The 20,162-nt window shown below is 62.3% G+C and carries 16 protein-coding genes and 1 pseudogene; 4 read left to right on the forward strand and 13 right to left on the reverse strand.

The features are described 5' to 3' along the window. Nucleotides 1-15 precede the first annotated feature (15 nt). The 4 genes from PSH86_RS16685 (at nt 16) to PSH86_RS16700 (ending at nt 3,923) form a co-directional block, all read left to right on the forward strand. Nucleotides 16-1,194, forward strand: a complete 1,179-nt coding sequence (locus PSH86_RS16685) for an ABC transporter substrate-binding protein (RefSeq protein WP_109754213.1) — start codon at nt 16-18, stop codon at nt 1,192-1,194. Then, a complete protein-coding gene (locus tag PSH86_RS16690; RefSeq protein WP_176687758.1) occupies nt 1,191-2,249 on the forward strand; it encodes an iron ABC transporter permease in 1,059 nt (352 codons plus the stop codon). Before PSH86_RS16685 ends, PSH86_RS16690 begins: the two co-directional genes overlap by 4 nt. Further along, nucleotides 2,243-2,998, forward strand: a complete 756-nt coding sequence (locus PSH86_RS16695) for an ABC transporter ATP-binding protein (protein ID WP_305483756.1) — start codon at nt 2,243-2,245, stop codon at nt 2,996-2,998. Before PSH86_RS16690 ends, PSH86_RS16695 begins: the two co-directional genes overlap by 7 nt. Before the next feature lie 145 nt (nt 2,999-3,143). Then, nucleotides 3,144-3,923 carry a TSUP family transporter gene (locus PSH86_RS16700; RefSeq protein WP_109754216.1) on the forward strand — a complete coding sequence of 260 codons (780 nt, stop codon included), beginning with the start codon at nt 3,144-3,146 and terminating at the stop codon, nt 3,921-3,923. Here the strand turns inward: PSH86_RS16700 and nudC are convergent. The 13 genes and pseudogenes from nudC to PSH86_RS16765 form a co-directional block, all read right to left on the reverse strand. Further along, nucleotides 3,891-4,721 carry an NAD(+) diphosphatase gene (nudC, locus tag PSH86_RS16705; protein WP_249015081.1) on the reverse strand — a complete coding sequence of 277 codons (831 nt, stop codon included), beginning with the start codon at nt 4,719-4,721 and terminating at the stop codon, nt 3,891-3,893. The two genes, PSH86_RS16700 and nudC, sit on opposite strands and share 33 nt — an antisense overlap. Nucleotides 4,722-4,727: 6 nt before the next feature. Continuing rightward, nucleotides 4,728-5,540 (reverse strand): crotonase/enoyl-CoA hydratase family protein, encoded by an 813-nt coding sequence (locus PSH86_RS16710; RefSeq protein ID WP_109754218.1) that lies wholly within the window; start codon nt 5,538-5,540, stop codon nt 4,728-4,730. 289 nt (nt 5,541-5,829) lie between these two features. Then, the gene (locus PSH86_RS16715; protein WP_109754219.1) at nt 5,830-7,305 is read right to left on the reverse strand and encodes an efflux transporter outer membrane subunit; all 1,476 of its coding nucleotides are present in this window, start codon (nt 7,303-7,305) and stop codon (nt 5,830-5,832) included. Then, nucleotides 7,302-10,406 (reverse strand): efflux RND transporter permease subunit, encoded by a 3,105-nt coding sequence (locus PSH86_RS16720; protein WP_305483757.1) that lies wholly within the window; start codon nt 10,404-10,406, stop codon nt 7,302-7,304. Before PSH86_RS16720 ends, PSH86_RS16715 begins: the two co-directional genes overlap by 4 nt. 208 nt (nt 10,407-10,614) lie before the next feature. After that, nucleotides 10,615-13,710, reverse strand: coding sequence for an MdtB/MuxB family multidrug efflux RND transporter permease subunit (locus tag PSH86_RS16725; RefSeq protein ID WP_305483758.1), 3,096 nt, complete (start codon nt 13,708-13,710; stop codon nt 10,615-10,617). Then, nucleotides 13,707-15,023, reverse strand: coding sequence for an MdtA/MuxA family multidrug efflux RND transporter periplasmic adaptor subunit (locus PSH86_RS16730; protein ID WP_163858479.1), 1,317 nt, complete (start codon nt 15,021-15,023; stop codon nt 13,707-13,709). The genes PSH86_RS16725 and PSH86_RS16730 overlap by 4 nt, the downstream gene beginning before the upstream one ends. Nucleotides 15,024-15,214: 191 nt before the next feature. Then, nucleotides 15,215-15,715, reverse strand: coding sequence for a thiol peroxidase (gene tpx / locus PSH86_RS16735; RefSeq protein ID WP_109754224.1), 501 nt, complete (start codon nt 15,713-15,715; stop codon nt 15,215-15,217). 125 nt (nt 15,716-15,840) lie between these two features. Further along, complete coding sequence (locus PSH86_RS16740) at nt 15,841-16,512, reverse strand: DUF3313 domain-containing protein (RefSeq protein ID WP_109754225.1); 672 nt, start codon at nt 16,510-16,512, stop codon at nt 15,841-15,843. Nucleotides 16,513-16,629: 117 nt separating this feature from the next. After that, the gene (locus PSH86_RS16745) at nt 16,630-17,124 is read right to left on the reverse strand and encodes a hypothetical protein (RefSeq protein WP_109754226.1); all 495 of its coding nucleotides are present in this window, start codon (nt 17,122-17,124) and stop codon (nt 16,630-16,632) included. A 158-nt stretch (nt 17,125-17,282) separates the two neighbouring features. Further along, a pseudogene (locus tag PSH86_RS16750) lies at nt 17,283-17,387 on the reverse strand (GNAT family N-acetyltransferase); the annotation flags it as partial. Between the two features lie 133 nt (nt 17,388-17,520). Further along, entirely contained in the window at nt 17,521-18,501 is a 981-nt protein-coding gene (locus PSH86_RS16755) for a LysR family transcriptional regulator (RefSeq protein ID WP_305483759.1), read from the reverse strand. Between the two features lie 239 nt (nt 18,502-18,740). Beyond that, complete coding sequence (locus PSH86_RS16760) at nt 18,741-19,685, reverse strand: peptidylprolyl isomerase (RefSeq protein ID WP_305483760.1); 945 nt, start codon at nt 19,683-19,685, stop codon at nt 18,741-18,743. Beyond that, nucleotides 19,682-20,161 carry a YbjN domain-containing protein gene (locus PSH86_RS16765; protein ID WP_109754230.1) on the reverse strand — a complete coding sequence of 160 codons (480 nt, stop codon included), beginning with the start codon at nt 20,159-20,161 and terminating at the stop codon, nt 19,682-19,684. The genes PSH86_RS16760 and PSH86_RS16765 overlap by 4 nt, the downstream gene beginning before the upstream one ends. Between the last annotated feature and the right edge of the window lies 1 nt (nt 20,162).

Consider the following 20,162-nt stretch of genomic DNA (forward strand, 5'->3'; position numbering starts at 1 on the left):
TCAAAGGTTAAAACGATGTTATCCAGACCTCGAAAACGCCCGTCGCTCATCGCTGTGCTGCTGGGCGCCATGACCCTGCTACTGAGCGGTTTCGCCTGTTCAGGCACCACACCGGACACCACGCCAAGAACCACTGTCACCGATCTGCTGGGCCGCCAGGTCCAAGTGCGCATTCCCGTACGCCGGGTGATCCTCGGTGAAGGCCGTCAACTGTATCTGGTGGCGGCCCTCGACACCGCCAACCCGATCCAGCGCATCGTTGGCTGGCGCAAGGATTTGATCCAGTCCGACCCGGACACCTACGGCGCCTACCTGCAGCGTTATCCGGACATTGCCAAAATCCCGACCTTCGGCGGTTTCGAAGACGGCACCTTCGACATCGAGCAAGCGATCAGCCAACAGCCGGACGTCATCATCCTCAACATCGAAGCCCAGCATGCCACCGAGGACGCCCGCTACATCGAAAAGCTTGACGCCCTTGGTATCCCGGTGGTGTATGTGGATTTTCGCAACAACCCGATGCAGAACACCGAGCCGACCATGCGCCTGTTCGGCCAGTTGTTCGGCGAAGAAGCCCGCGCCGAGGCGTTCATTGCCTTTAGCCAGCAACAGATCCGCCGTGTCACCGATGTGATCGAGGCCCGCCAACCGCCCAGGCCCAAGGTCTTCATCGAACGCATCGGCGGCTACACCGACGACTGCTGCCTGAGTTTTGGCAATGAAAATTTCGGCCGTTTCGTCGAGCTGGCCGGCGGTCACAACATCGCCGGCACCATCATCCCCAACACCTTTGGCCAGTTGAACCCCGAACAGGTGATCGTCGCCGACCCGGATCAGGTGGTGGTCACCAGCGCAAACTGGCAAGCCTTCGCCCCTGGCGGACATTGGGTTGGTGTCGGGCCCGGTGCCGATCTGGTCGAGGCACGGCGCAAACTGCAATGGTTCACCCAGCGCCCCGCCTACGCCGGAATCAAGGCCCAGCAAACCCAGGGGTTTCACGCCATCTGGCATCAGTTCTACAACAGTCCTTACCAGTTCATCGCCATCCAGCAACTGGCCAAGTGGTTCCACCCGGATCTGTTCGCCGAACTGGACCCCGACGCCACGTTTCGTGAGTTCCACCAGCGATTTCTGCCGGTGCCCTACGAACCGGGCTATTTCGTCAGCCTCAAGCCCGCGCAGGCCCAGCCATGAACGGCCCTATCGATCACCTCGCCCTTGGCACGATCTACCGCGCGCAGGTCTGGCGTAAACGGCTGATTCTGGTCGGCCTGGGGGCGTTGCTGCTGTTCAGCGTGCTGCTGGACCTGGCCCTCGGCCCGGCCAGTTATGGCTTGGACGAAGTACTGGGGGCGCTGTTCGCACCTGAGTCCGCCGCGCCCCAGGTTCGGGTGGTGATGTGGGACATTCGCCTGCCGGTAGCGCTGATGGCGGTAGCGGTTGGCGCGGCGTTGTCCCTGGCCGGCGCACAGATGCAGACCATCCTCAACAACCCATTGGCCAGCCCGTTCACCCTGGGCATCTCTGCTGCGGCCAGTTTTGGCGCGGCCCTGGGGCTGGCGTTCGGCGTGGCACTGGTGCCGGTGATCGCTCAATACATGGTGCCGCTCAACGCCTTTGTCATGGCGATGCTCTCGGCACTGCTGATTCATGTGTTGAGTCTGCGTCGCGGCATGACCAGCGAAACCATCGTTCTGCTGGGCATCGCCCTGGTATTCACCTTCAATGCCCTGCTGGCGCTGGTGCAGTTCTTCGCCACTGAGCAAGCCGTCGCTGCGGTGGTGTTCTGGACCATGGGCAGCCTGACCAAGGCGACCTGGCCGAAACTGGGGGTGATCTGCCTGGTGATCCTTGTCACCTTGCCGATTTTCGCCCGTCGCGCCTGGGCCATGACCGCCCTGCGCCTGGGGGATGAGAAAGCCGCGAGCTTCGGCATCAATGTGCGCAAGTTGCGTTTGCAGACCCTGATCATGGTCAGTCTGCTGGCCTCATTTCCCGTGGCATTTGTCGGCACCATCGGCTTCATCGGTCTGGTGGGGCCGCACATTGCGCGGATGCTGATCGGTGAAGACCAGCGCTTTTTCCTGCCCGCCTCATTGCTGACCGGTGCCTTGATCCTGTCGGCCAGCTCAGTGGTGAGCAAAACCCTGATACCAGGCGCGATCTTCCCCATCGGCGTGGTCACGTCACTGATCGGCGTGCCGTTTTTCATCTCTCTCATTCTTGGCGGGAAGAAGCAGTCATGGTGACGATTGAACTGACAGACCTCGGCGCCCGTTATGGTGGTCGGCCGATCCTCGAGGCCATCAATACCCCGGTTTTCTCCGGAGGCGAAGTGGTGGCGGTGGTTGGCCCCAACGCGGCCGGAAAATCGACGCTGTTCAAACGCATCGCCGGCCTGATCGACGGCCCCGGCCAGGTGAGGTTGGAAGGTTCGCGCAAAGGCCCGGCGGGCATCTGCTACATGCCGCAGAACCTCAACGTCAGTGCGCGGCTGACGGTCTATGAATCGGTGCTGCTGGCCCGCAAGCAACAGGCCCCGGGCTGGGCCGTACAAACCGATGAGCTGGCGGCGGTGGACCGCATCCTCGAATCCCTCGGCATCAGCGAGCTGTCGTTTCGCAACCTCAGTGAATTGAGCGGCGGGCAGCAGCAACTGGTGTCCATCGCCCAGACGCTGGTACGCGAACCCGAGGTATTGCTGATGGATGAACCCACCAGTGCCCTGGACATGCACCGTCAGGTCCAGGTCCTGACCTTCATGCGCGCCCTCGCCCGTCAACATGGAATCATCGTATTCATCGCCATCCACGACCTGAACCAGGCATTGCGCTTTGCTGATCAGGTGCTGGTCATCGCTCAAGGCACCCTGCAAGGCAGTGGTCCAAGTGACGACGTCATCACCGAGCAGATGCTGCGCACGGTGTACCGGGTCCAGGCGCGGATCGAGCGCTGCTCGCGGGGTGAGCGGCATATCATTGTCGATGATGTGGTTTGAAGGCTGTAACCGAACTCTGTGGCGAGGGGATTTTGCATGGCGTGCAAGGGCTAGGCATGATCGGGCAGTCGCAGCCGTGCACCATAATGGGTAACATACCGGCCTTCCCCGCAGCCCTTCTGCGACCTGCCAAATAAGTCATTCCATGCCTTTCGAACTCAGTGTTGACCTCACTACCCTCGCTATCCTCGCCATTGTCGCGTTCATTGCCGGTTTCATCGATGCCATCGCCGGTGGCGGTGGCCTGTTGACCACGCCGGCGCTGTTGACCGCTGGCCTGCCGCCACATCTGGTCCTGGGCACCAACAAGCTCAGTTCGACCTTCGGCTCGGCCACGGCCAGTTTCACCTTCTACAAGCGCAAGCTGTTCCATCCCCGCCAGTGGACCCACGCCCTCGTCGGCACGTTGGTGGGCGCCTTGACCGGCGCCATCGTCGCCCATTACCTGCCTGCCGAATGGCTGAACAAGATGCTGCCGGTGATCGTCTTCGCCTGCGGCCTGTACCTTTTGTTCGGTGGCACGCCCAAGGCGCCACTGGACAGCGACGCGCCAATCAAGAAAACGTGGCAATCGCCCCAGGGCTTCAGCCTGGGTTTCTATGACGGCGTGGCTGGACCGGGCACGGGGGCGTTCTGGACGGTCAGCAGCCTGCTGCTCTACCCCATCGACCTGGTCAAGGCGAGTGGCGTGGCTCGCAGCATGAACTTCGTCAGCAACATCGCGGCGCTGTCGGTGTTCATCTTCTCGGGGCAGGTGGACTGGGTCATCGGCCTGAGCATGGGCCTGTCGGTGATGGTCGGCGCATTCTTCGGGGCTCGCACCGCCATCAGCGGCGGCGCGAAGTTCATCCGGCCGGTGTTCATCACCGTGGTGCTGGGCTTGACCGTGCGCCTAGCCTGGCAGCACTGGTTCAGCATGGCCTAGACGCCGCGCCACGTAGACGTCGATCAAGTAACGAGCGATGGAACGAGAGGCGGGCAACGGTGGCAGGTCGTGGACGTTGAACCACTGGGCGTCCTCGATTTCATCTTCCTGGGGCACGATGTCGCCACTGGCATATTCGGCATGAAAGCCCAGCATCATCGAATGGGGGAACGGCCAGCACTGGCTGCCCATGTACTGGATGTTCTTCACCTCGATGCTGACCTCCTCGCGCACCTCGCGAATCAGACAATCCTCAGCCGACTCGCCCGGCTCGGCAAACCCGGCCAGGGTGCTGTAGACGCCGGTGACGAAACGCGGCGAACGGGCCAGCAGGACTTCATCGCCGCGGGTGATCAACACGATCATGCTCGGTGAGATCCGCGGGTAATGCCGCAGATCACACACATCGCAATACATCGCCCGCTCCAACGGAATCTGCCCCATGCGCTTGCCGCAACTGCCACAGAAACGATGCTCCCGGGCCCAGGTGCCGATCTGCGCCGCGTAGCCCAGCACTTTGTACAGCGTGTGGTCATCCTCGAGCATGAAGGCCCGCAGGCCTTTCCAGCTGCAGCCGGGGATGTCCAGCGGGCTGTGCAACTCCAACAGGTAGACCGGCTCGCCATCCAGGTGACCAATGCCATGCTCGGCGAGGATCGACAGGTCTTGGCGCTTGAGCCATTCGCGGGGAAACAGCGCGCCGTTGTCATCGAACAGAAAGCCTTCCGGGCTACGGGCCACGGCCCAGCCGCCAGGAAGATCGGTATCGAGTACTGCGGTGGTCCAGCGTGAAATCATGGTCAGTCAATCCAGAAATTCGGGTTTCTGTTTGCTCATATGGGCAGCCATGGCCACGCGCAGGTCGGTCGATTGCAACATGGCGGCGTTCCAGGTAGCGACGTATTCCAGGCCGTCGCCGATGCTATGGTCGCGCATGTAGCTGATCATTTCCTTGGTGCCCGTCACGGCAATCGGCGACTTGGCGGCGATTTCCCGGGCGATGCCCATCACGCCGTCGAGCAGGCTGGCGGTGTCACTGTAGACACGATTGACCAGGCCGATGCTGCGTGCTTCGTCGGCACCGAAGGTGCGCCCCGTATAAGCGAGTTCACGCAGCATGCCGTCCCCGATGATCCGGGGCAAGCGTTGCAATGTGCCAACATCGGCGGCCATGCCGATATCGATCTCCTTGATGGAAAACTGCGCGTCCTCGGCGGCATAACGCATGTCACACGCGGCAATCAGGTCGATGGCACCGCCCAGGCAATAACCCTGGATGGCCGCGAGCACCGGCTTGCGGCAATTGTCCACGGCGTTGAACGAGGCTTGCAGTTGCAGGATCTTGCGCCGCAGCAACCGTGCATTGCGTCCTACGTCCTTGCCCAGCTCGTTGGCCACGCCTGCCAACATCATCAGGTCGATCCCTGAGGAGAAATGCTTGCCGGCACCGCTGAGCACCACTACCCGCACGGCGTCGGTGTCGTCGATCCATTGGAAAATCTCGATGATCTCGCTCCAGAACGCGGCATTCATCGAATTGATCTTTTCCGGGCGATTGATCTGCACATGGGCGATGTTGTCTGCAAGTTCGACGTTGAACGCTTGGTATTGCGACATGGCAGTTATCCTTTACCGACTGAAAGAGGCCTGAACTATAACAAGCCATGGCGACAGGACGTAGGCAGTGCATCGGCCAAAAGCGGGACTGACCGGCGACCAAGCAAAGGCGCACCTGTATAAGGGGATTTATCTGTGAAGGCTTCACCTGTGGCGAGGGGATTTATCCCCGCTGGGGTGCGAAGCGCCCCCCTTATCCGGCCTGACACACCGCAGTGGCAGTAGTATTTGGGCTGCTGCGCAGCCCAGCGGGGATAAATCCCCTCGCCACAGGGACTTGCACCCTGGCTTATTCATCCGCCTGCAACTGCCCATCCCACCCACCACCCAACGCCGCAATCAACTGCACGCTGGCAATCAGCCGACTTTGTTGCAGGCTCAGCATGCTGCGTTCGTTGCTCAGCGCGGTGGCCTGGACGGTCACCACATCGAGGTAGGCGATCAACCCGGCCTTGTACTGGTTCTGGGTCAGGCGCAGGGATTCCCGGGCGGCGTCCAGGGCTTCCTGGCGCACGCGGGCTTCGTCTTCCAGCACCTTGAGCTGGATCATGTAGTTTTCCACCTCGCGCAAGCCGTCGAGCACGGTCTGGCGATAGGTGGCGACGGTCTGGTCGTAGGCCGCGACGGTACGGTCGACCTCTGCCGAACGCTGGCCGCCATCGAACAGCGTCATCGCCAGTTGCGGCCCTACCGACCAGAAGCGGTTCGGCACGCTCACCCAATTGTCGTAGGTACTGCTGCTGTAGCCACCGCTGAGACTCAGGGTCAGGTCCGGGTAGTACGCTGCCTTCGCTACACCGATGTTGGCGTTGGCGGCCATCACCGAGCGTTCTGCCGAGGCGATGTCCGGCCGGCGTTCGAGCAGTTGCGATGGCAATGCCACCGGAATCTGCGGGAGTGACGGAATGTCCTGGGTTTCGGCCAGGCTGAACTCGGCCGGCGGCAAGCCGATCAGCACAGCGATGGCGTTCTCGAACTGGGCCCGCTGCCAGATCAGGTCGATCAGGTCGCCCTGGGTGGTCTTGAGCTGGTTTTGCGCCTGGGCCACCGCGTCCTTGCCGGACACCCCGGCGCGGTACTGGTTTTCGGTCATTTTCAGCGAGCGCTGATAGTTGTCGACGGTGGTCTGCAACAAGCGCTTCTGCTCATCGATCACCCGCAACTGCAAGTAATTCTGCACCAGTTCCGATTGCTGGCTCAGGCGCATCGCCGCCAGGTCGGCGAAACTGGCTTGCGCGCTCGCCTCGTCGGCTTCCAGGGTCCGGCGCAACTTGCCCCACACGTCCGCCTCCCAACTGACGCCCGCCTGGGCGCTGTAGGTGTCGCGAATGCCGCTGGACGAACTGCTCAGGCTCGAACTGCTGCTACCAGTGCCCTGGCTGGAGCGCGTCTTGCCAACGGTCAAGTCCACGGTCGGGAAAAATGCGCCACGGGCGTTGCGCACCAGTGCCCGGGCCTGCCGGTACTGGGCGTCGGCCTGGGCCACGGTCTGGTTGGACGCATTGAGCTTGTCCACCAGGCCATTGAGTTGCGCATCGCCGTAGAGCTCCCACCAGGCGCCGCGGGCCAGCGCATCGCTGGGGTTGGCCTGGCGCCAACCTTGGGCCTCCTTGTATTGCACCGGGGCGGCGGCCTGGGGACGTTGGTAATCCGGGCCGATGGCGCAGGCGCTGAGCATCGCCACACACAGCGCCAGGCTCAGCACCCGCGAGCCACGGGCGGTCGCCAGCGCCGCGGCAAGATTGAAAGGCGAACGGTCGGTCATAGCGGAGTTTCCAGGGCAGCATCAGTGCGCACGCCGCGCCAGCGATTGAAGCGATGGCGCAACTTGTCGAGATAAAGGTAAACCACCGGCGTGGTGTAAAGCGTCAGTACCTGGCTGAACACCAACCCACCGATGATGGTCAGGCCTAGCGGCTGGCGCATTTCCGAGCCTTCGGCGGCGCCGAGCAGCAGCGGCAAGGCACCCAGGATCGCCGCCAGCGTGGTCATCAGGATCGGCCGCAACCGCAGCAGGCAGGCGCTGCGGATCGACTCCAGCGGCGTCTGCCCGGCACGTTCCAGTTGCAACGCCAGATCGATCATCAGGATGGCGTTTTTCTTCACCACGCCGATCAGCAGGAACAGCCCCAACAGCGAAATAAGGCTGAACTCGCTGCCCAGTGCATAGATCGACAGCAATGCACCGACCCCGGCCGATGGCAAGGTGGACAGGATGGTCAACGGATGGATGTAGCTTTCATACAGCACCCCCAGCACCAGATACACCGCCAGCAACGCCCCGAGGATCATGAACGGCTGGCTCTTCTGGGTGGCGGCGAACGCATCGGCGGTTCCGGCCATTTTCGCAATGACGTCCTCGGGCATCCCCAGCTTGGCGATTGCCCGCTCGATGGCCGCGGTGCCCTGCTCCACCGTGACACCTTCGGCCATGTCGAAGGAAATGCCCTCGGACGCAAACTGGCCTTCATGGCTGACCCGATCGTCCTCCAGGCTGTTCTCGTAGTGGGCAATGGTCGACAGCGGCACGCGGGCGCCATCGGCGGTGATCACCTGGACCTGCTCGAGGGTACTCGGGTCCTGGGCATACTTGGGATTGACCTCCATCACCACCTGGTACTGGTTGAGGCTGTCGTAGATGGTGGAAATCTGCCGCTGGCTGTAGGCGTTGTTGAGCACCGTGGTGACCATGTCCATATCGATGCCCAGGCGCTTGGCCTGGTCGCGGTCCACCACCAGTGTGACCTGCTGCGCCCCGCCGCCATCGCGGGCATCGATGGCGGTTAGTTCCGGCAAGGCCCTGAAGGCCGCCACGACCTTGGGGTACCAGGTGCGCAGCGACGCCAGGTCGGCGCTTTGCAGGATATAGGAGTACTGCGAAGTGGTCTGCTCGCGACCGCCACCGAACTGCAGGTCTTGGTCGGCCATCAACATCAGTTGAGCGCCGGGGACCTTGGGCATTTCCTTACGAAGGCGCTCGATGACCTTTTGTGCAGAAATATTGCGTTCCTTGATCGGCTTGAGGCGCACCAGCATGAAGGCGTTGTTGGTGCCGTTGTTGCCACCGATGAAACCGGCGACGCTCTGCACCGCCTCGTCCTTGAGCACGGCGCGACGGAAAATTTCCATCTTCGGCTGCATCACGTTGAACGACAGCCCATCGTCGCCCCGCACGAAACCGATCAGTTGCCCAGTGTCCTGCTGTGGCATGAAAGTTTTCGGAACCACCACGTACAACGCGACGTTCACGCCGATGGTCACCAGCAGGCTCAGCAGGGTCAGGCGTCGATGGCGCAGCACCCAGTCCAGGCTGGTGGCGTAACCACGGACCATCCGCTCATTGAGGCGCTGGCTCCAGCGTTGCAAGCGGTTTTCCTGCCCTGGCACGTGCGGCTTGAGCCAGCGGGCGCAGAGCATCGGCGTGAGGGTCAGCGAGACCACCAGCGAGACCACGATGGACGCCGCCAGGGTGATGGAGAATTCGCGGAACAGGCTCTCGATGATCCCGCCCATGAACAGGATCGACAGGAACACCGCCACCAGCGAGACGTTCATCGACAACAGGGTAAAGCCCACTTCCTCGGCGCCCCGATAGGCGGCCTTCATCGGCGGCACGCCTTCGTCGATGTGCCGGGAAATGTTCTCCAGCACCACGATGGCATCGTCCACCACCAGCCCGGTCGCCAGGATCAACGCCATCAACGACAGGTTGTTCAGAGAGAAACCGTACAGGTACATCACCGCAAACGTGCCCACCAGCGACACCGGCACGGCCAGGGTCGGGATCAGTGAGGCGCGGAAGTTGCCGAGGAACAGGAACACCACCAGCACCACCAGGGCGACGGCGATCAGCAGGGTCATTTCCGCTTCATGCAGGGTGGCCTTGATCACTGGCGAGCGGTCCATGGCCAGGTTCAGCTTGACGCTGGCCGGCAGCACGGCCTGCAAGGCCGGCAATTGTGCCTTGATCTCGTTGACCGTCTCGATGATGTTGGCCCCGGCCTGGCGGTTGATCACCAGCAGCACGGCGGCATCGTTGTTGAAGAAACCGCTGTTGTAGCGATCCTCGACGCTGTCGGTGACTTTCGCCACGTCCTTGAGCCGCAGCACCGAGCCATCCTGGTAGCGGATGACCAGCGTTTCGTAGTCCTTGGCCTTTTCCAATTGGTCGTTGGCCTGGACCTGCCACATGCGCCGGTCGTCCTCCACCGAGCCCTTGGGCCGGCGTACGTTGCTGTCGGCGATGGCGGTGCGCACATCGTCCAGGGCCACGCCGTACTGATTGAGCAACTGGGGCTCCAGCTCGATGCGCACCGCCGGCAACGAGCTGCCGCCAATCTGCACCTCGCCGACACCTGACACCTGGGACAGGCTCTGGGAGAGGATGGTGGACGCCAGGTCATAGAGCTGGCCTTTTTCCAATACATCCGAGGTCAGCGACAGCACCATGATCGGTGCCTGGGACGGGTTGACCTTCTTATAGGTCGGCATACTGCGCATGCCACTGGGCAACAGGTTGCGCGAAGCATTGATCGCTGCCTGTACCTCCCGGGCAGCACCGTTGATGTCACGGTCCAGGTCGAATTGCAGGATCACCCGGGTCGAGCCCTGGCTGGAACGGCTGCTCATGGTATTGACCCCGGCGATGGCGCCGAAGGAACGCTCCAGGGGCGTTGCCACCGTCGAAGCCATCACCTCGGGACTGGCCCCTGGCAGGTTGGCCTGGACCACGATCACCGGGAAATCCATTTGCGGCAAGGGCGAAACCGGCAGCAGGCCGAAACACACGCCACCGAGGAGCATGATGGCGAAGCTCAGGAGCATGGTCGCCACCGGGCGACGGATGAAGGGGCCGGAGAGGTTCATGAACGGCCGCCCCCGGCTTCAGACGACAAGCGATAAAAGCTTTTGTGGCGAGGGAGCTTGCTCCCGCTATGTGGGAGCAAGGCTTGCCCGCGATGGACGCGATGCGGTCTTGCAGAATCGAGGCAGCAAGCTTTGCTCCCACAGCCCAGCGGGAGCAAGCTCCCTCGCCACAGAAAGCGCTCATGCCCCAGGATGCCAGGCGCCGCCGTCATACCCGCACCTCTTTCCCTTCCGGTCGGGCAAACCGCCGCCCCAAACGGTCGAAATACAGGTAGATCACCGGCGTGGTGAACAACGTCAACACCTGGCTCACCAACAACCCACCCACCATCACCAAACCCAGGGGCTGGCGCAGTTCGGCACCGGAACCGGTGGCGAACATCAGCGGTATCGCACCGAACAGGGCCGCCAGAGTGGTCATCAGGATCGGACGGAAGCGCAGCAACGCCGCCTGGTAGATCGCCGTCTGCGGGTCCATGCCCTGGTTACGCTCGGCGTCGAGGGCGAAGTCGATCATCATGATCGCGTTCTTCTTGACGATGCCGATCAACAGGATGATGCCGATGATCGCGATCATGCCCAGGTCATTGCCACTGAGGATCAACGCCAGCAAGGCGCCAATGGCCGCCGAGGGCAGCGTGGAAAGAATGGTGATCGGGTGGATGTAGCTTTCGTACAGCACGCCCAGGACGATGTACATGGTCACCACCGCCGCCAGGATCAGCAGCAGGGTACTCGACAACGACGCCTGGAACGCCTGGGCCGCGCCCTGGAACTCGGTCTGCACGCCCAACGGCATGCCGATGTCGTGCTGGACCTTCTCGATCAAATCCACCGCGTGCCCCAGGGCCACGCCCGGCGCGAGGTTGAACGACATCATCACTGCCGGAAACTGGCCAATGTGGGCAATCGCCAGTTGCGCCTGGCGTTCTTCGACCCGGGCCAGGCTCGACAACCGCACCTGCCCGCCATCGGTGGTCTTGACGTGAATCTGGTCCAGCGCCTGCGGTCCGATCCGCTCTCCGGCCTGGGCTTGCAGCACCACTCGGTACTGGCTGGCCTGGGTGTAGATGGTGGAAATCTGCCGCTGGCCGAAGGCGTCATACAACGCATCGGTGATGTTCGACACCGAGACGCCCAGGCGTGAAGCCGCGTCGCGGTCGATCACCAGGTAAACCTGCAAGCCCTTGTCCTGCAGGTCGCTGGCCACATCGGTCAGTTCCGGCTGCTGGGCCAGGGCCTCGACCAGCCGACCGCTCCAGAGGCTGAGCAATTCGGCGTCCGGCGATGACAGGCTGAACTGGTACTGGGTACGACTGACCCGATCCTCGATGGTCAGGTCCTGGACCGGTTGCATGAACAGGCGGATGCCCACCAGGCGATCCAATTGCGGTTGCAAGCGGGCAATGATCTCGCTGGCGCTGTCGTCCCGTTCACTGTGGGGCTTGAGGTTGATCAGCAGGCGGCCGCTGTTGAGCGTGGCATTGTCGCCGTCCACACCGATATAGGACGACAGGCTCTCCACCGCCGGGTCGGCGAGGATCACTTTCGCCAGTTGCTGCTGGCGCTCGCTCATGGCGGCAAAGGATATCGATTGCGGTGCCTCGGAAGTGCCCTGGATCACCCCGGTGTCCTGCACCGGAAAGAAGCCCTTGGGCACGGCCAGGTACAGCACCACCGTCAGCACCAGGCTAGCCACCGCCACCAGCAGGGTCAGTGGCTGATGCTTGAGCACCCACTGCAACTTGCGGCCGTAGGCGGCAATCAGCCAGTCGATCCAGGCACCGCTGGCGCGATAGAAGCGGCCCTGCTCTTCTGCCTTGGGCTCGCGCTTGAGCAAGCGGGCGCACATCATCGGCGTCAGGGTCAGGGACACCACCAGGGAAATCAGGATCGCCACCGCCAGCGTGATGGCAAACTCGCGGAACAAGCGCCCCACCACATCGGCCATGAACAACAGCGGGATCAGCACGGCGATCAGCGACAGGGTCAGGGAAATCAGCGTGAAACCGATCTGCTTCGCGCCCTTGAGCGCGGCCTGCAACGGGCTGTCGCCCTCTTCGATGAAGCGGGCGATGTTCTCCAGCATCACGATGGCATCGTCCACCACGAAACCGGTGGCGATGGTCAGGGCCATCAGGGTCAGGTTGTTGATGGAAAAACCGGCCAGGTACATCACGCCAAAGGTGCCGATCAGCGACAGCGGCACAGCCACCGACGGAATGATCGTGGCACTGACCCGGCGCAGGAACAGGAACGTCACCATGACCACCAGGGCGATGGCGATCAGCAACTCATGCTGCACGTCGGTGACCGAAGCGCGGATGGTCTGGGTGCGGTCGGTCAGCACGGTGACATCCAGGCCGGCCGGCAGGTTGTCGGTGATGCTCGGCAGCAGGGCCTTGATCCGGTCCACGACCTCGATGACATTGGCCCCCGGCTGGCGCTGGATGTTCAGCAGCACGGCCTGGTTTTCATTGGCCCAGGCGGCGAGTCGTTCGTTTTCGGCGCCGTCGACGATCTGTGCCACATCCTTGAGCCGCAACGGCGCGCCGTTGGCGTAGGCCAGGATCAGTTCGGCGTAGTCCTTGGGCGAGGTCAACTGGTCGTTGGCGTCGAGCATCGAGACCCGGGTCGGGCCGTCGAAGTTGCCCTTGGGCTGGTTGACGTTGGAAGCACCGATCAGCGTGCGCACATCCGCCAGGTTCAGGCCGTTGGCCGCCAGGGCCTCGGGATTGACCTTGATTCGCACGGCCTGGCGCTGGCCACCGGCGATGGTGACCATGCCGACCCCACTGATCTGGGCGATTTTCTGCGCCATGCGGGTGTCCACCAAGTCATTGAGCTTGGGCAGCAGCATGGTCTTGGAGGTGATCGCCAGGGTCAGCACCGGGGTATCGGCCGGGTTGACCTTGTTGTACACCGGCGGTGCCGGCAGGTCCTTGGGCAGCAGGTTGGTGGCGGCGTTGATCGCAGCCTGCACCTGCTGCTCGGCGACGTCCATGTTGATGTCGAGGTTGAAGCGCAGGGTAATCACCGACGCGCCACCGGAACTGGTGGAGGCCATTTGCGTCAGGCCCGGCATCTGCCCGAACTGCCGTTCCAGGGGCGCGGTGACCGCGCTGGTCATCACATCGGGACTGGCGCCCGGGTACAAGGTCATCACACGGATGGTCGGATAATCGACCTGGGGCAATGCCGACACCGGTAGCAGGCGATAGGCGATCAGGCCGGCCAGGATGATCGCCAGCATGCTCAGGGTGGTGGCGACCGGGCGAAGGATGAACAGCCGCGAGAGATTCATGCGCCGCCCTTTTTCGCCTTGTCGGCCGTGGCCGGCTCAGTGGGTGCCGCTGCGGACTTGCCCTGCAGGTGCTCGGTCGGCGTGGTGGGCACTTCCTGGCTGTCACTGACCACTTCCACTTCACTGCCTTCCTTCAAGCGATCGGTGCCTTCGAGCACCACCCGGTCGCCGGCGGCCAGGCCTTCGGTGACCACGGTGTTCGCACCGTCGCTGGCGCCAATCTTCAATTTCTTGATGGTGACCTTCTTGTCGCCCTCCAGGGCATAGACGAAGGTGCCATTGGTACCGAACTGGATGGCCGCCGTCGGCGCCAGGGTCACGCCTTTGAGGGTATCGGCCAGCAGGCGCACATTGACGAATTGGTTGGGGAACAGCGACTGGTCGCGGTTCTCGTAGCGAGCCTTGAACTTCAAGGTACCGGTGGTGACATCGATCTGGTTGTCCAGGCTTTGCAGCACGCCGCTGGCCTGGAGCTTCACGTCGCCGCGGTCCCAGGCTTCGACGGGCAGTTTCGCCCCGCTGCGGTAACGGGCGAGCACCGTGTCGAGATTGTTCTCCGGCAAGGTGAACACGACGCTGATGGGTTGGGTCTGGGTGATGACCGCCAGGGCCGTGGTGTCGTTGGCTGCCACCAGGTTGCCGATGTCCAGTTGGCGCAGGCCCACGCGGCCGGTGATCGGCGCGCGGATCCTGGTGAATTCCAGGTTGAGCTTGGCGTCGTTGACCGCCGCCTGGTTGGTCTTGACCGTGCCCTGGTACTGGCCCACCAGCGCCGCGGCGGTGTCGAGGGTCTGCTTGGCGATACTGTCTTCGGCGTACAGGCCGCGATACCGCTCAAGGTCTACCTGGGCATTTTTCAACTGGGCCTGGTTCTGCAACAGCGTGCCTTCGGCCTGGAGCAAGGCGTTCTGGTACGGACGTGGGTCGATCTCGGCCAGCAAGTCCCCGGCCTTGACCATTTGTCCCTCTTCAAAGGCGATCTTGACCAGTTCGCCACCCACGCGGCTGCGCACGTTGATGGTATTGAGGGCCGTGACCGTGCCCAGCGCCTTGAAGTACAGCGGGAAATCCCCGCTCACCACCGGCGCCACCCGAACCGGGATCGGCCCCGTCGCGCCACCGAACCCTGGCCGCATGCCACCGGAGCGCCCCACGTGCCCCGCCGCGGCCTTCTCCCCTGCTCCTGGTTTCTGGGCCGGGCCACCGGGCCAGAACTTCCAGGCCAGCGCCGCGACGACCAATACGATGAACAGGCCGAACAGCCAGCGACGGGAATTGCGGGATACAGAGGATTGCATGGAGTGATCAACCATTGGGCGCGTGGACTTCTTTTACAGGAGGCTGAACGATAAGCACTGGCGGGTGTTTAGCAAAGCGCCTTTACCGGCAATTTACGTTGGGCTTACCTGATGAATCGTCGGCTAAGACCTTGAAGCACAAAAGAAAACGGCCTGGACAGGGCCAGGCCGTTAACAATTGTAATAAAGACCTTATTTCATTCCGCTTATTTCAGAACAGCCAGGGCCGCGTCATAGTTCGGCTCTTCAGCGATTTCCTTGACCAGTTCGCTGTGCAGCACGGTGTCATTTTCGTCCAGCACCACCACGGCACGGGCGGTCAGGCCTTTGAGCGGGCCATCGGCAATTTCCACGCCGTAGTTGCGGATGAATTCGGCACCGCGCAGCGTCGACAGGTTCTGGACGTTTTCCAGGCCTTCGGCGCCGCAGAAACGTGCCTGGGCGAACGGCAGGTCGGCAGAGATGCACAGCACCACGGTGTTGTTCAGCTCATTGGCCTGGGCGTTGAACTTGCGCACGGAGGTGGCGCAGGTCGGGGTGTCGACGCTAGGGAAAATGTTCAGCACTTTGCGCTTGCCGGCAAAGCTCGCCAGGGAAACGTCGGACAGATTGCCGGCCACCAGGGAAAAGGCTGGTGCCTTGGAACCGGCTTGTGGCAATTGGCCGTTGACTTGGACTGGGTTGCCTTTGAGGGTGACTGTAGCCATGAACGGATTCCTTCTGACAGGTTTGAAAAAGGTGAAGGCCGGAGTTAACCATGAAATGGAGCTGCGACCTATGCCCGGACATAAAAAGACATGACGTCACCAGCGCCCACTGCAGACATCCGTGGCTATTTAGCCTTGAGCTTCAGGAACGACTGATGCAAATCCGACGCCCAGCCATCGATGACCCCTTTGACGTCCTCGGGCTTCATGACCTGGGACTCGTTGGACAACGGTTTGCCCGTCCCTTTGCGCACCACCTGGGCGACCACCGCGTTGTTGCCACCGTCGATAAAAACCGCTTCGGTACCCAGGGTGGTTTCCTGGTCGCGAATGCCACTGGCAGTGCTGACAGCGGCCGCCACCAGCGCAATCGGGATCACCTCATAAGGTTTCAAGCCTTCGGTCTTGCTGCCGACAGCCGTGATGGCCGCCCGCATCACCAATACACCCGGCCCTGGACTGGTCGCCAGGGGCAAGGATTTCCCCGCTTCGCGCTTCAGGGCCTGATCGTAATAGGCGGTGATGCCGTACAGCGTGGCCGCGGGGATCTTCACGGTCGGCTGCGGCTTGGGATAAAGCTGCGTCGGCTCGATATAGAGGTGGGTGTACTTGCCCGGATCAATCTTCGGATCGACCCAACGCATGACCTCGGCCCCCGACGGCGACTTTTCTTCCTTGAGCCGGCTGTAATCGCCCAGGAACCCGGAATACTCATCCGGCTGGGTAACTTTGCTAGAGCAACCCGCCAAAGCGAGCGAGGCAATGCAAACAGTGCCGATCATCGACGAAAACTTCATGCTGTCACTCCTGTAAGCCACACGAGGCGGGGCCGGAACTACAGGTATAGCCAATGAGCCATTTTTTGCCTGCCCTGGAAGAAGGTCGATGACGATGAGGTTCCTCGCCACACACCGTCAGCCTCGATCGCGCGGTATCAGGCTTTGTAATTGTTGTGCGAGAAAGTCTGCGTCGAAAGCGAACGTGTCGGGGTCTTTCAATCCATTGGTCCGCCGCCATTGCCATTGCACCGATGGTGGCTGGCAAACCAAGGAAATGCTCCCATGGCGGGTCGAGGCCAGCCCCATGATCGACAAGGAAACCAGCCCACCCACGCCCATCACATCCGGCACGAACTCCACCGGTTTACCGGTAATGGTCAAGGTCAGTTTTTCAGTCTTGAAACCGGACGTCTCTACCGGAACGCTCGGCCCGTGAGCCACATAGCTCTCACGATTCAACGTCAACAGGTCGGGTGCCAGGACTGGCGCCAACCATTGCCCGATTTGTTCGTACAAAGCCTTGATCTGTTCTGACCACACCAATGACTGGGCCTGGTGCTGTTGTTTTTTGTGCGCTTCGCTGTCTGCGTAGTGACGAAGCATCTCGCCCAATTGCCGTATATCGTCCATGGGCTGTTCCTCTATCAAGGCATGCTGCGGAGCTGGATGATGACAGGTTCAAGAGGCCGGCGTACGCAAAAGCCCGTTTGCCCGAGTAGCCAATCCCTCAACGCAGCCGCGCCATGGCCAGGGTGTCCACCCAGCGCCCGTCACGCACGGCATAGTCGCATCTGCAGCACCTGGCGCGTCACCGCCGGGTCGTTGTAGAGCGCGGTGACTCCGGCGATGTGGGCTTCGGTGAAGCGTTCGAGGGTGATCGAAGACTCGGACATGGGGGCTCCTTCCTGGAGGCGCGACAAGGCCGAGCACTATAAGCCGCGTCAAGCTGTGGGGAAACCTGCCCCCAACAAAAGCCCTGGGGTGGTTGCGAGGCAAGCTCCCACAGGGGGCTACACTCAGTTTCGGTTATGCCTGGAACCAATCCCGACGCTCATCCAGCGTGTGCTGGATCAATTCACGCAGCATCTGCACCTCCGGCGAGCCTTCGGTCTGAGTATTGACGGCCATCCACAAGTGCCGCTGCATCGACAGGCCGAATATTTCCGGCAACGCCACCAGGCCTCGGTCGAAGCGGCTCATGTACTGTGGCAACAGGCCGATGCAGGCGCTGCAGCGAATCATTTCCAGCATCAGTTCGTAGGATTGCACCTGCACCACACCGGCACGGCGTTGTTCTATCAAGGCGTTCCACGGGGCGAAGCCGTCCACGTGGCGGTCCGCCTGCCATTGCACCAGCATGTAGTCACTCAGGTCGTCCAGGCAATCCGGGCGCGTGGCCGCTCGTGAGTAGCGCTTGGCGATGTGTGGCACATAGTCCAGCCGCGCCAGTCGATCCGCTGGCAGCGTGGCGAAGCTCGGCCCTGGCGCCGCCCCATGGGTATCGCTCAACCAGAGCACCAGATCGGCGCTGACGGCTTGCAGCGCCAGTTCACTGTCCAGGGTGATGATCTGCAATCGCACGCTGGCGTTGCGCCGCAGCAACGAAATCAAGTCGCGCCCCAGGATGTCATGCAGAATCGACTCGGCCACGGCCAGGCGAATCAAGGGCTGATCGTTCAGTGGCGGCGCGCTTTCGTGAGCCAGGGCGATCAAGCGCGCCTGCAACTGCCGGCCTTCGCGGCTGAGGGTCAAGGCGCTACCCTGGAAGCTGAACAACGAGCGCTGCAAGCGCGTCTCCAACTGCGCCAACTGCTTGCGCAGCCAGGTCGCCTTGACGTTGAGACTGCGGGCCGCTTGCATGAAGCAGCCGCAACGGGCACTGACCAGGAAACACTGCGCCACCTGCGGCTCGATACCACTGGCCATTGCCAACCAGGGGTCGGGGGCATGCAACGGTGTGCGGTATGCGGTGACAGCCTGGCGTCCTGCGGGCTCGATGAAGGTCATGGGTGACTCCCTGTCGGTTGTACGAATACGGTGGAGCTGCGCGACGTTCCAGATACAGCGCGGCTCCCTGTGGCGAGGGGGTTATCTGTGGGAGCAAGGCTTGCCCGCGATGAAGATGACGCGGTCTCCCTGGAACCGAGGCGTTTGCATCGCGAGCAAGCTTTGCTCCCACAGATAAATCCCCTCGCCACAAAAGATGTTCACCTCACAAAGGTGTTCACATCCAAAGATTGTCGAGGTCAGAGCCCTTCCTCCAGCACCTTGCTCAACTGCGCGCCATCGATGCTCAACGTAGCCGTGTCGAGCATGCCGTCCAGGTACGCCTTGGCGATCTGCTCCCGGCGTTGGGCGCGCAGGGCCTGGGTCAGGCGTTCGCGGACTTCGTCCAGGGTCGCTTCCCGGGGCGGTTGTTGTTCGGTGAGTTTGATGACATGAAAGCCCGCCGTGCTCTGCACCGGATCCGACACCGCACCGACCTTCAAGCGCGCCACCGCCTCACGCACCGGCGGGACGAGTTGCTGCAATGGCTGGAAACCACTGTCGCCGCCCCGCTCGGCACTGGTGCGATCCTGGGAAAAACGGCTGGCCAGGGCGGCGAACTCGGCGGGCGAGGCCTGGGCCTTTTTACTCAGTTCCAACGCTTGCCGGCGCACCGCTTCCACCGTTTGCGGCTCGGTCGCGGCCAGGAAAATCTGGCTGACGCGGTACAACGCCGGCGCAGTCCAGTTGGCTTTCCCGGCGTCGTAAGCCTGCTTCAACTCTTCTTCACTGGGATAGCCGGCCGGTACCTGGCTGACCGACTGCAAGTAGTCGCGAAACACAATCTGCTCGGCCACCGCTCGCGTCTGGCGCTCCACCTCCGGACGCTGGCGCCAGCCCTGGGCATCGGCTTGCTCCAACACGGCTTTTTCCGCCAGGCGGGCACGGATCCAGCCTTCCAGCGCGGCCCGATTGCCACGCATTTGCTGACGAACCTCGGGGGCCAGTGCGGCCAGCAACGCCTTGAGTTCATCGGGGCTGACCTGCTGGTTGCCCAATCGGGCCAAACTCGGCGAGTCGACCGAGACAACACTGGCGGTCTGCACGGCGGCGACCGGATCGCTGCCCGGCCGCAGGCCCAGCACAAGCGCCACGGCGATCAGCCCCAGCGCTGCGGCGCTGATGACGAAAGTCGGCTTTTTCACGATGCGACGGCCTCTTCCAAGGGCGCCTCGGTGGGCTCGGCCGGGGTTTGCAGGCGCGCCGCGTTCTGGCTGTACTCACGCAGGTAGACAATGAACTCCTGCAACAGGCGATCCCACAGCTCCAGATGGCTGCGCAAATGATCGGCACTCACACCTGCCGCCACCACCACGTCCATTTCCATCACCAGGAATCCGCCCTGCAACGACAACCGGGCAAAGCGGCGCGAGGCGTTCCATTGCTCTGCCAATCCAGCCGGCAACTCGCCCTGTACCCGCAAGGCACAGCTGAAGGTGAAGTCCAGGTATTCGCCTGCTGTCGGCGCAGGATTGCCCAAGCGCACGGCAAAGCCGATGCCCTGGCTGGCGCTGAGCAGTTGCACGATGCCGTTCTGCTCGGTTTCGTTGACCCGATAGCCAGCGGCCTGCAACAACTCGGTCAGGGATTTGGCACCGACGTATTCAATCATTGAGGTCATG

It is taken from the genome of Pseudomonas sp. FP2300, from assembly GCF_030687595.1.
GTDB classification, from domain to species: Bacteria; Pseudomonadota; Gammaproteobacteria; order Pseudomonadales; family Pseudomonadaceae; genus Aquipseudomonas; species Aquipseudomonas bijieensis.

What these genes read in the sequence shown, in the direction of transcription:
- PSH86_RS16685 (WP_109754213.1), top strand. Translation starts at nt 16, where the DNA reads ATGTTATCCAGACCTCGAAAACGCCCGTCGCTCATCGCTGTGCTGCTG.
- PSH86_RS16690 (WP_176687758.1), top strand. Translation starts at nt 1,191, where the DNA reads ATGAACGGCCCTATCGATCACCTCGCCCTTGGCACGATCTACCGCGCG.
- PSH86_RS16695 (WP_305483756.1), top strand. Translation starts at nt 2,243, where the DNA reads ATGGTGACGATTGAACTGACAGACCTCGGCGCCCGTTATGGTGGTCGG.
- PSH86_RS16700 (WP_109754216.1), top strand. Translation starts at nt 3,144, where the DNA reads ATGCCTTTCGAACTCAGTGTTGACCTCACTACCCTCGCTATCCTCGCC.
- nudC (WP_249015081.1), bottom strand. Translation starts at nt 4,721, where the DNA reads ATGATTTCACGCTGGACCACCGCAGTACTCGATACCGATCTTCCTGGC.
- PSH86_RS16710 (WP_109754218.1), bottom strand. Translation starts at nt 5,540, where the DNA reads ATGTCGCAATACCAAGCGTTCAACGTCGAACTTGCAGACAACATCGCC.
- PSH86_RS16715 (WP_109754219.1), bottom strand. Translation starts at nt 7,305, where the DNA reads ATGACCGACCGTTCGCCTTTCAATCTTGCCGCGGCGCTGGCGACCGCC.
- PSH86_RS16720 (WP_305483757.1), bottom strand. Translation starts at nt 10,406, where the DNA reads ATGAACCTCTCCGGCCCCTTCATCCGTCGCCCGGTGGCGACCATGCTC.
- PSH86_RS16725 (WP_305483758.1), bottom strand. Translation starts at nt 13,710, where the DNA reads ATGAATCTCTCGCGGCTGTTCATCCTTCGCCCGGTCGCCACCACCCTG.
- PSH86_RS16730 (WP_163858479.1), bottom strand. Translation starts at nt 15,023, where the DNA reads ATGGTTGATCACTCCATGCAATCCTCTGTATCCCGCAATTCCCGTCGC.
- tpx (WP_109754224.1), bottom strand. Translation starts at nt 15,715, where the DNA reads ATGGCTACAGTCACCCTCAAAGGCAACCCAGTCCAAGTCAACGGCCAA.
- PSH86_RS16740 (WP_109754225.1), bottom strand. Translation starts at nt 16,512, where the DNA reads ATGAAGTTTTCGTCGATGATCGGCACTGTTTGCATTGCCTCGCTCGCT.
- PSH86_RS16745 (WP_109754226.1), bottom strand. Translation starts at nt 17,124, where the DNA reads ATGGACGATATACGGCAATTGGGCGAGATGCTTCGTCACTACGCAGAC.
- PSH86_RS16755 (WP_305483759.1), bottom strand. Translation starts at nt 18,501, where the DNA reads ATGACCTTCATCGAGCCCGCAGGACGCCAGGCTGTCACCGCATACCGC.
- PSH86_RS16765 (WP_109754230.1), bottom strand. Translation starts at nt 20,161, where the DNA reads ATGACCTCAATGATTGAATACGTCGGTGCCAAATCCCTGACCGAGTTG.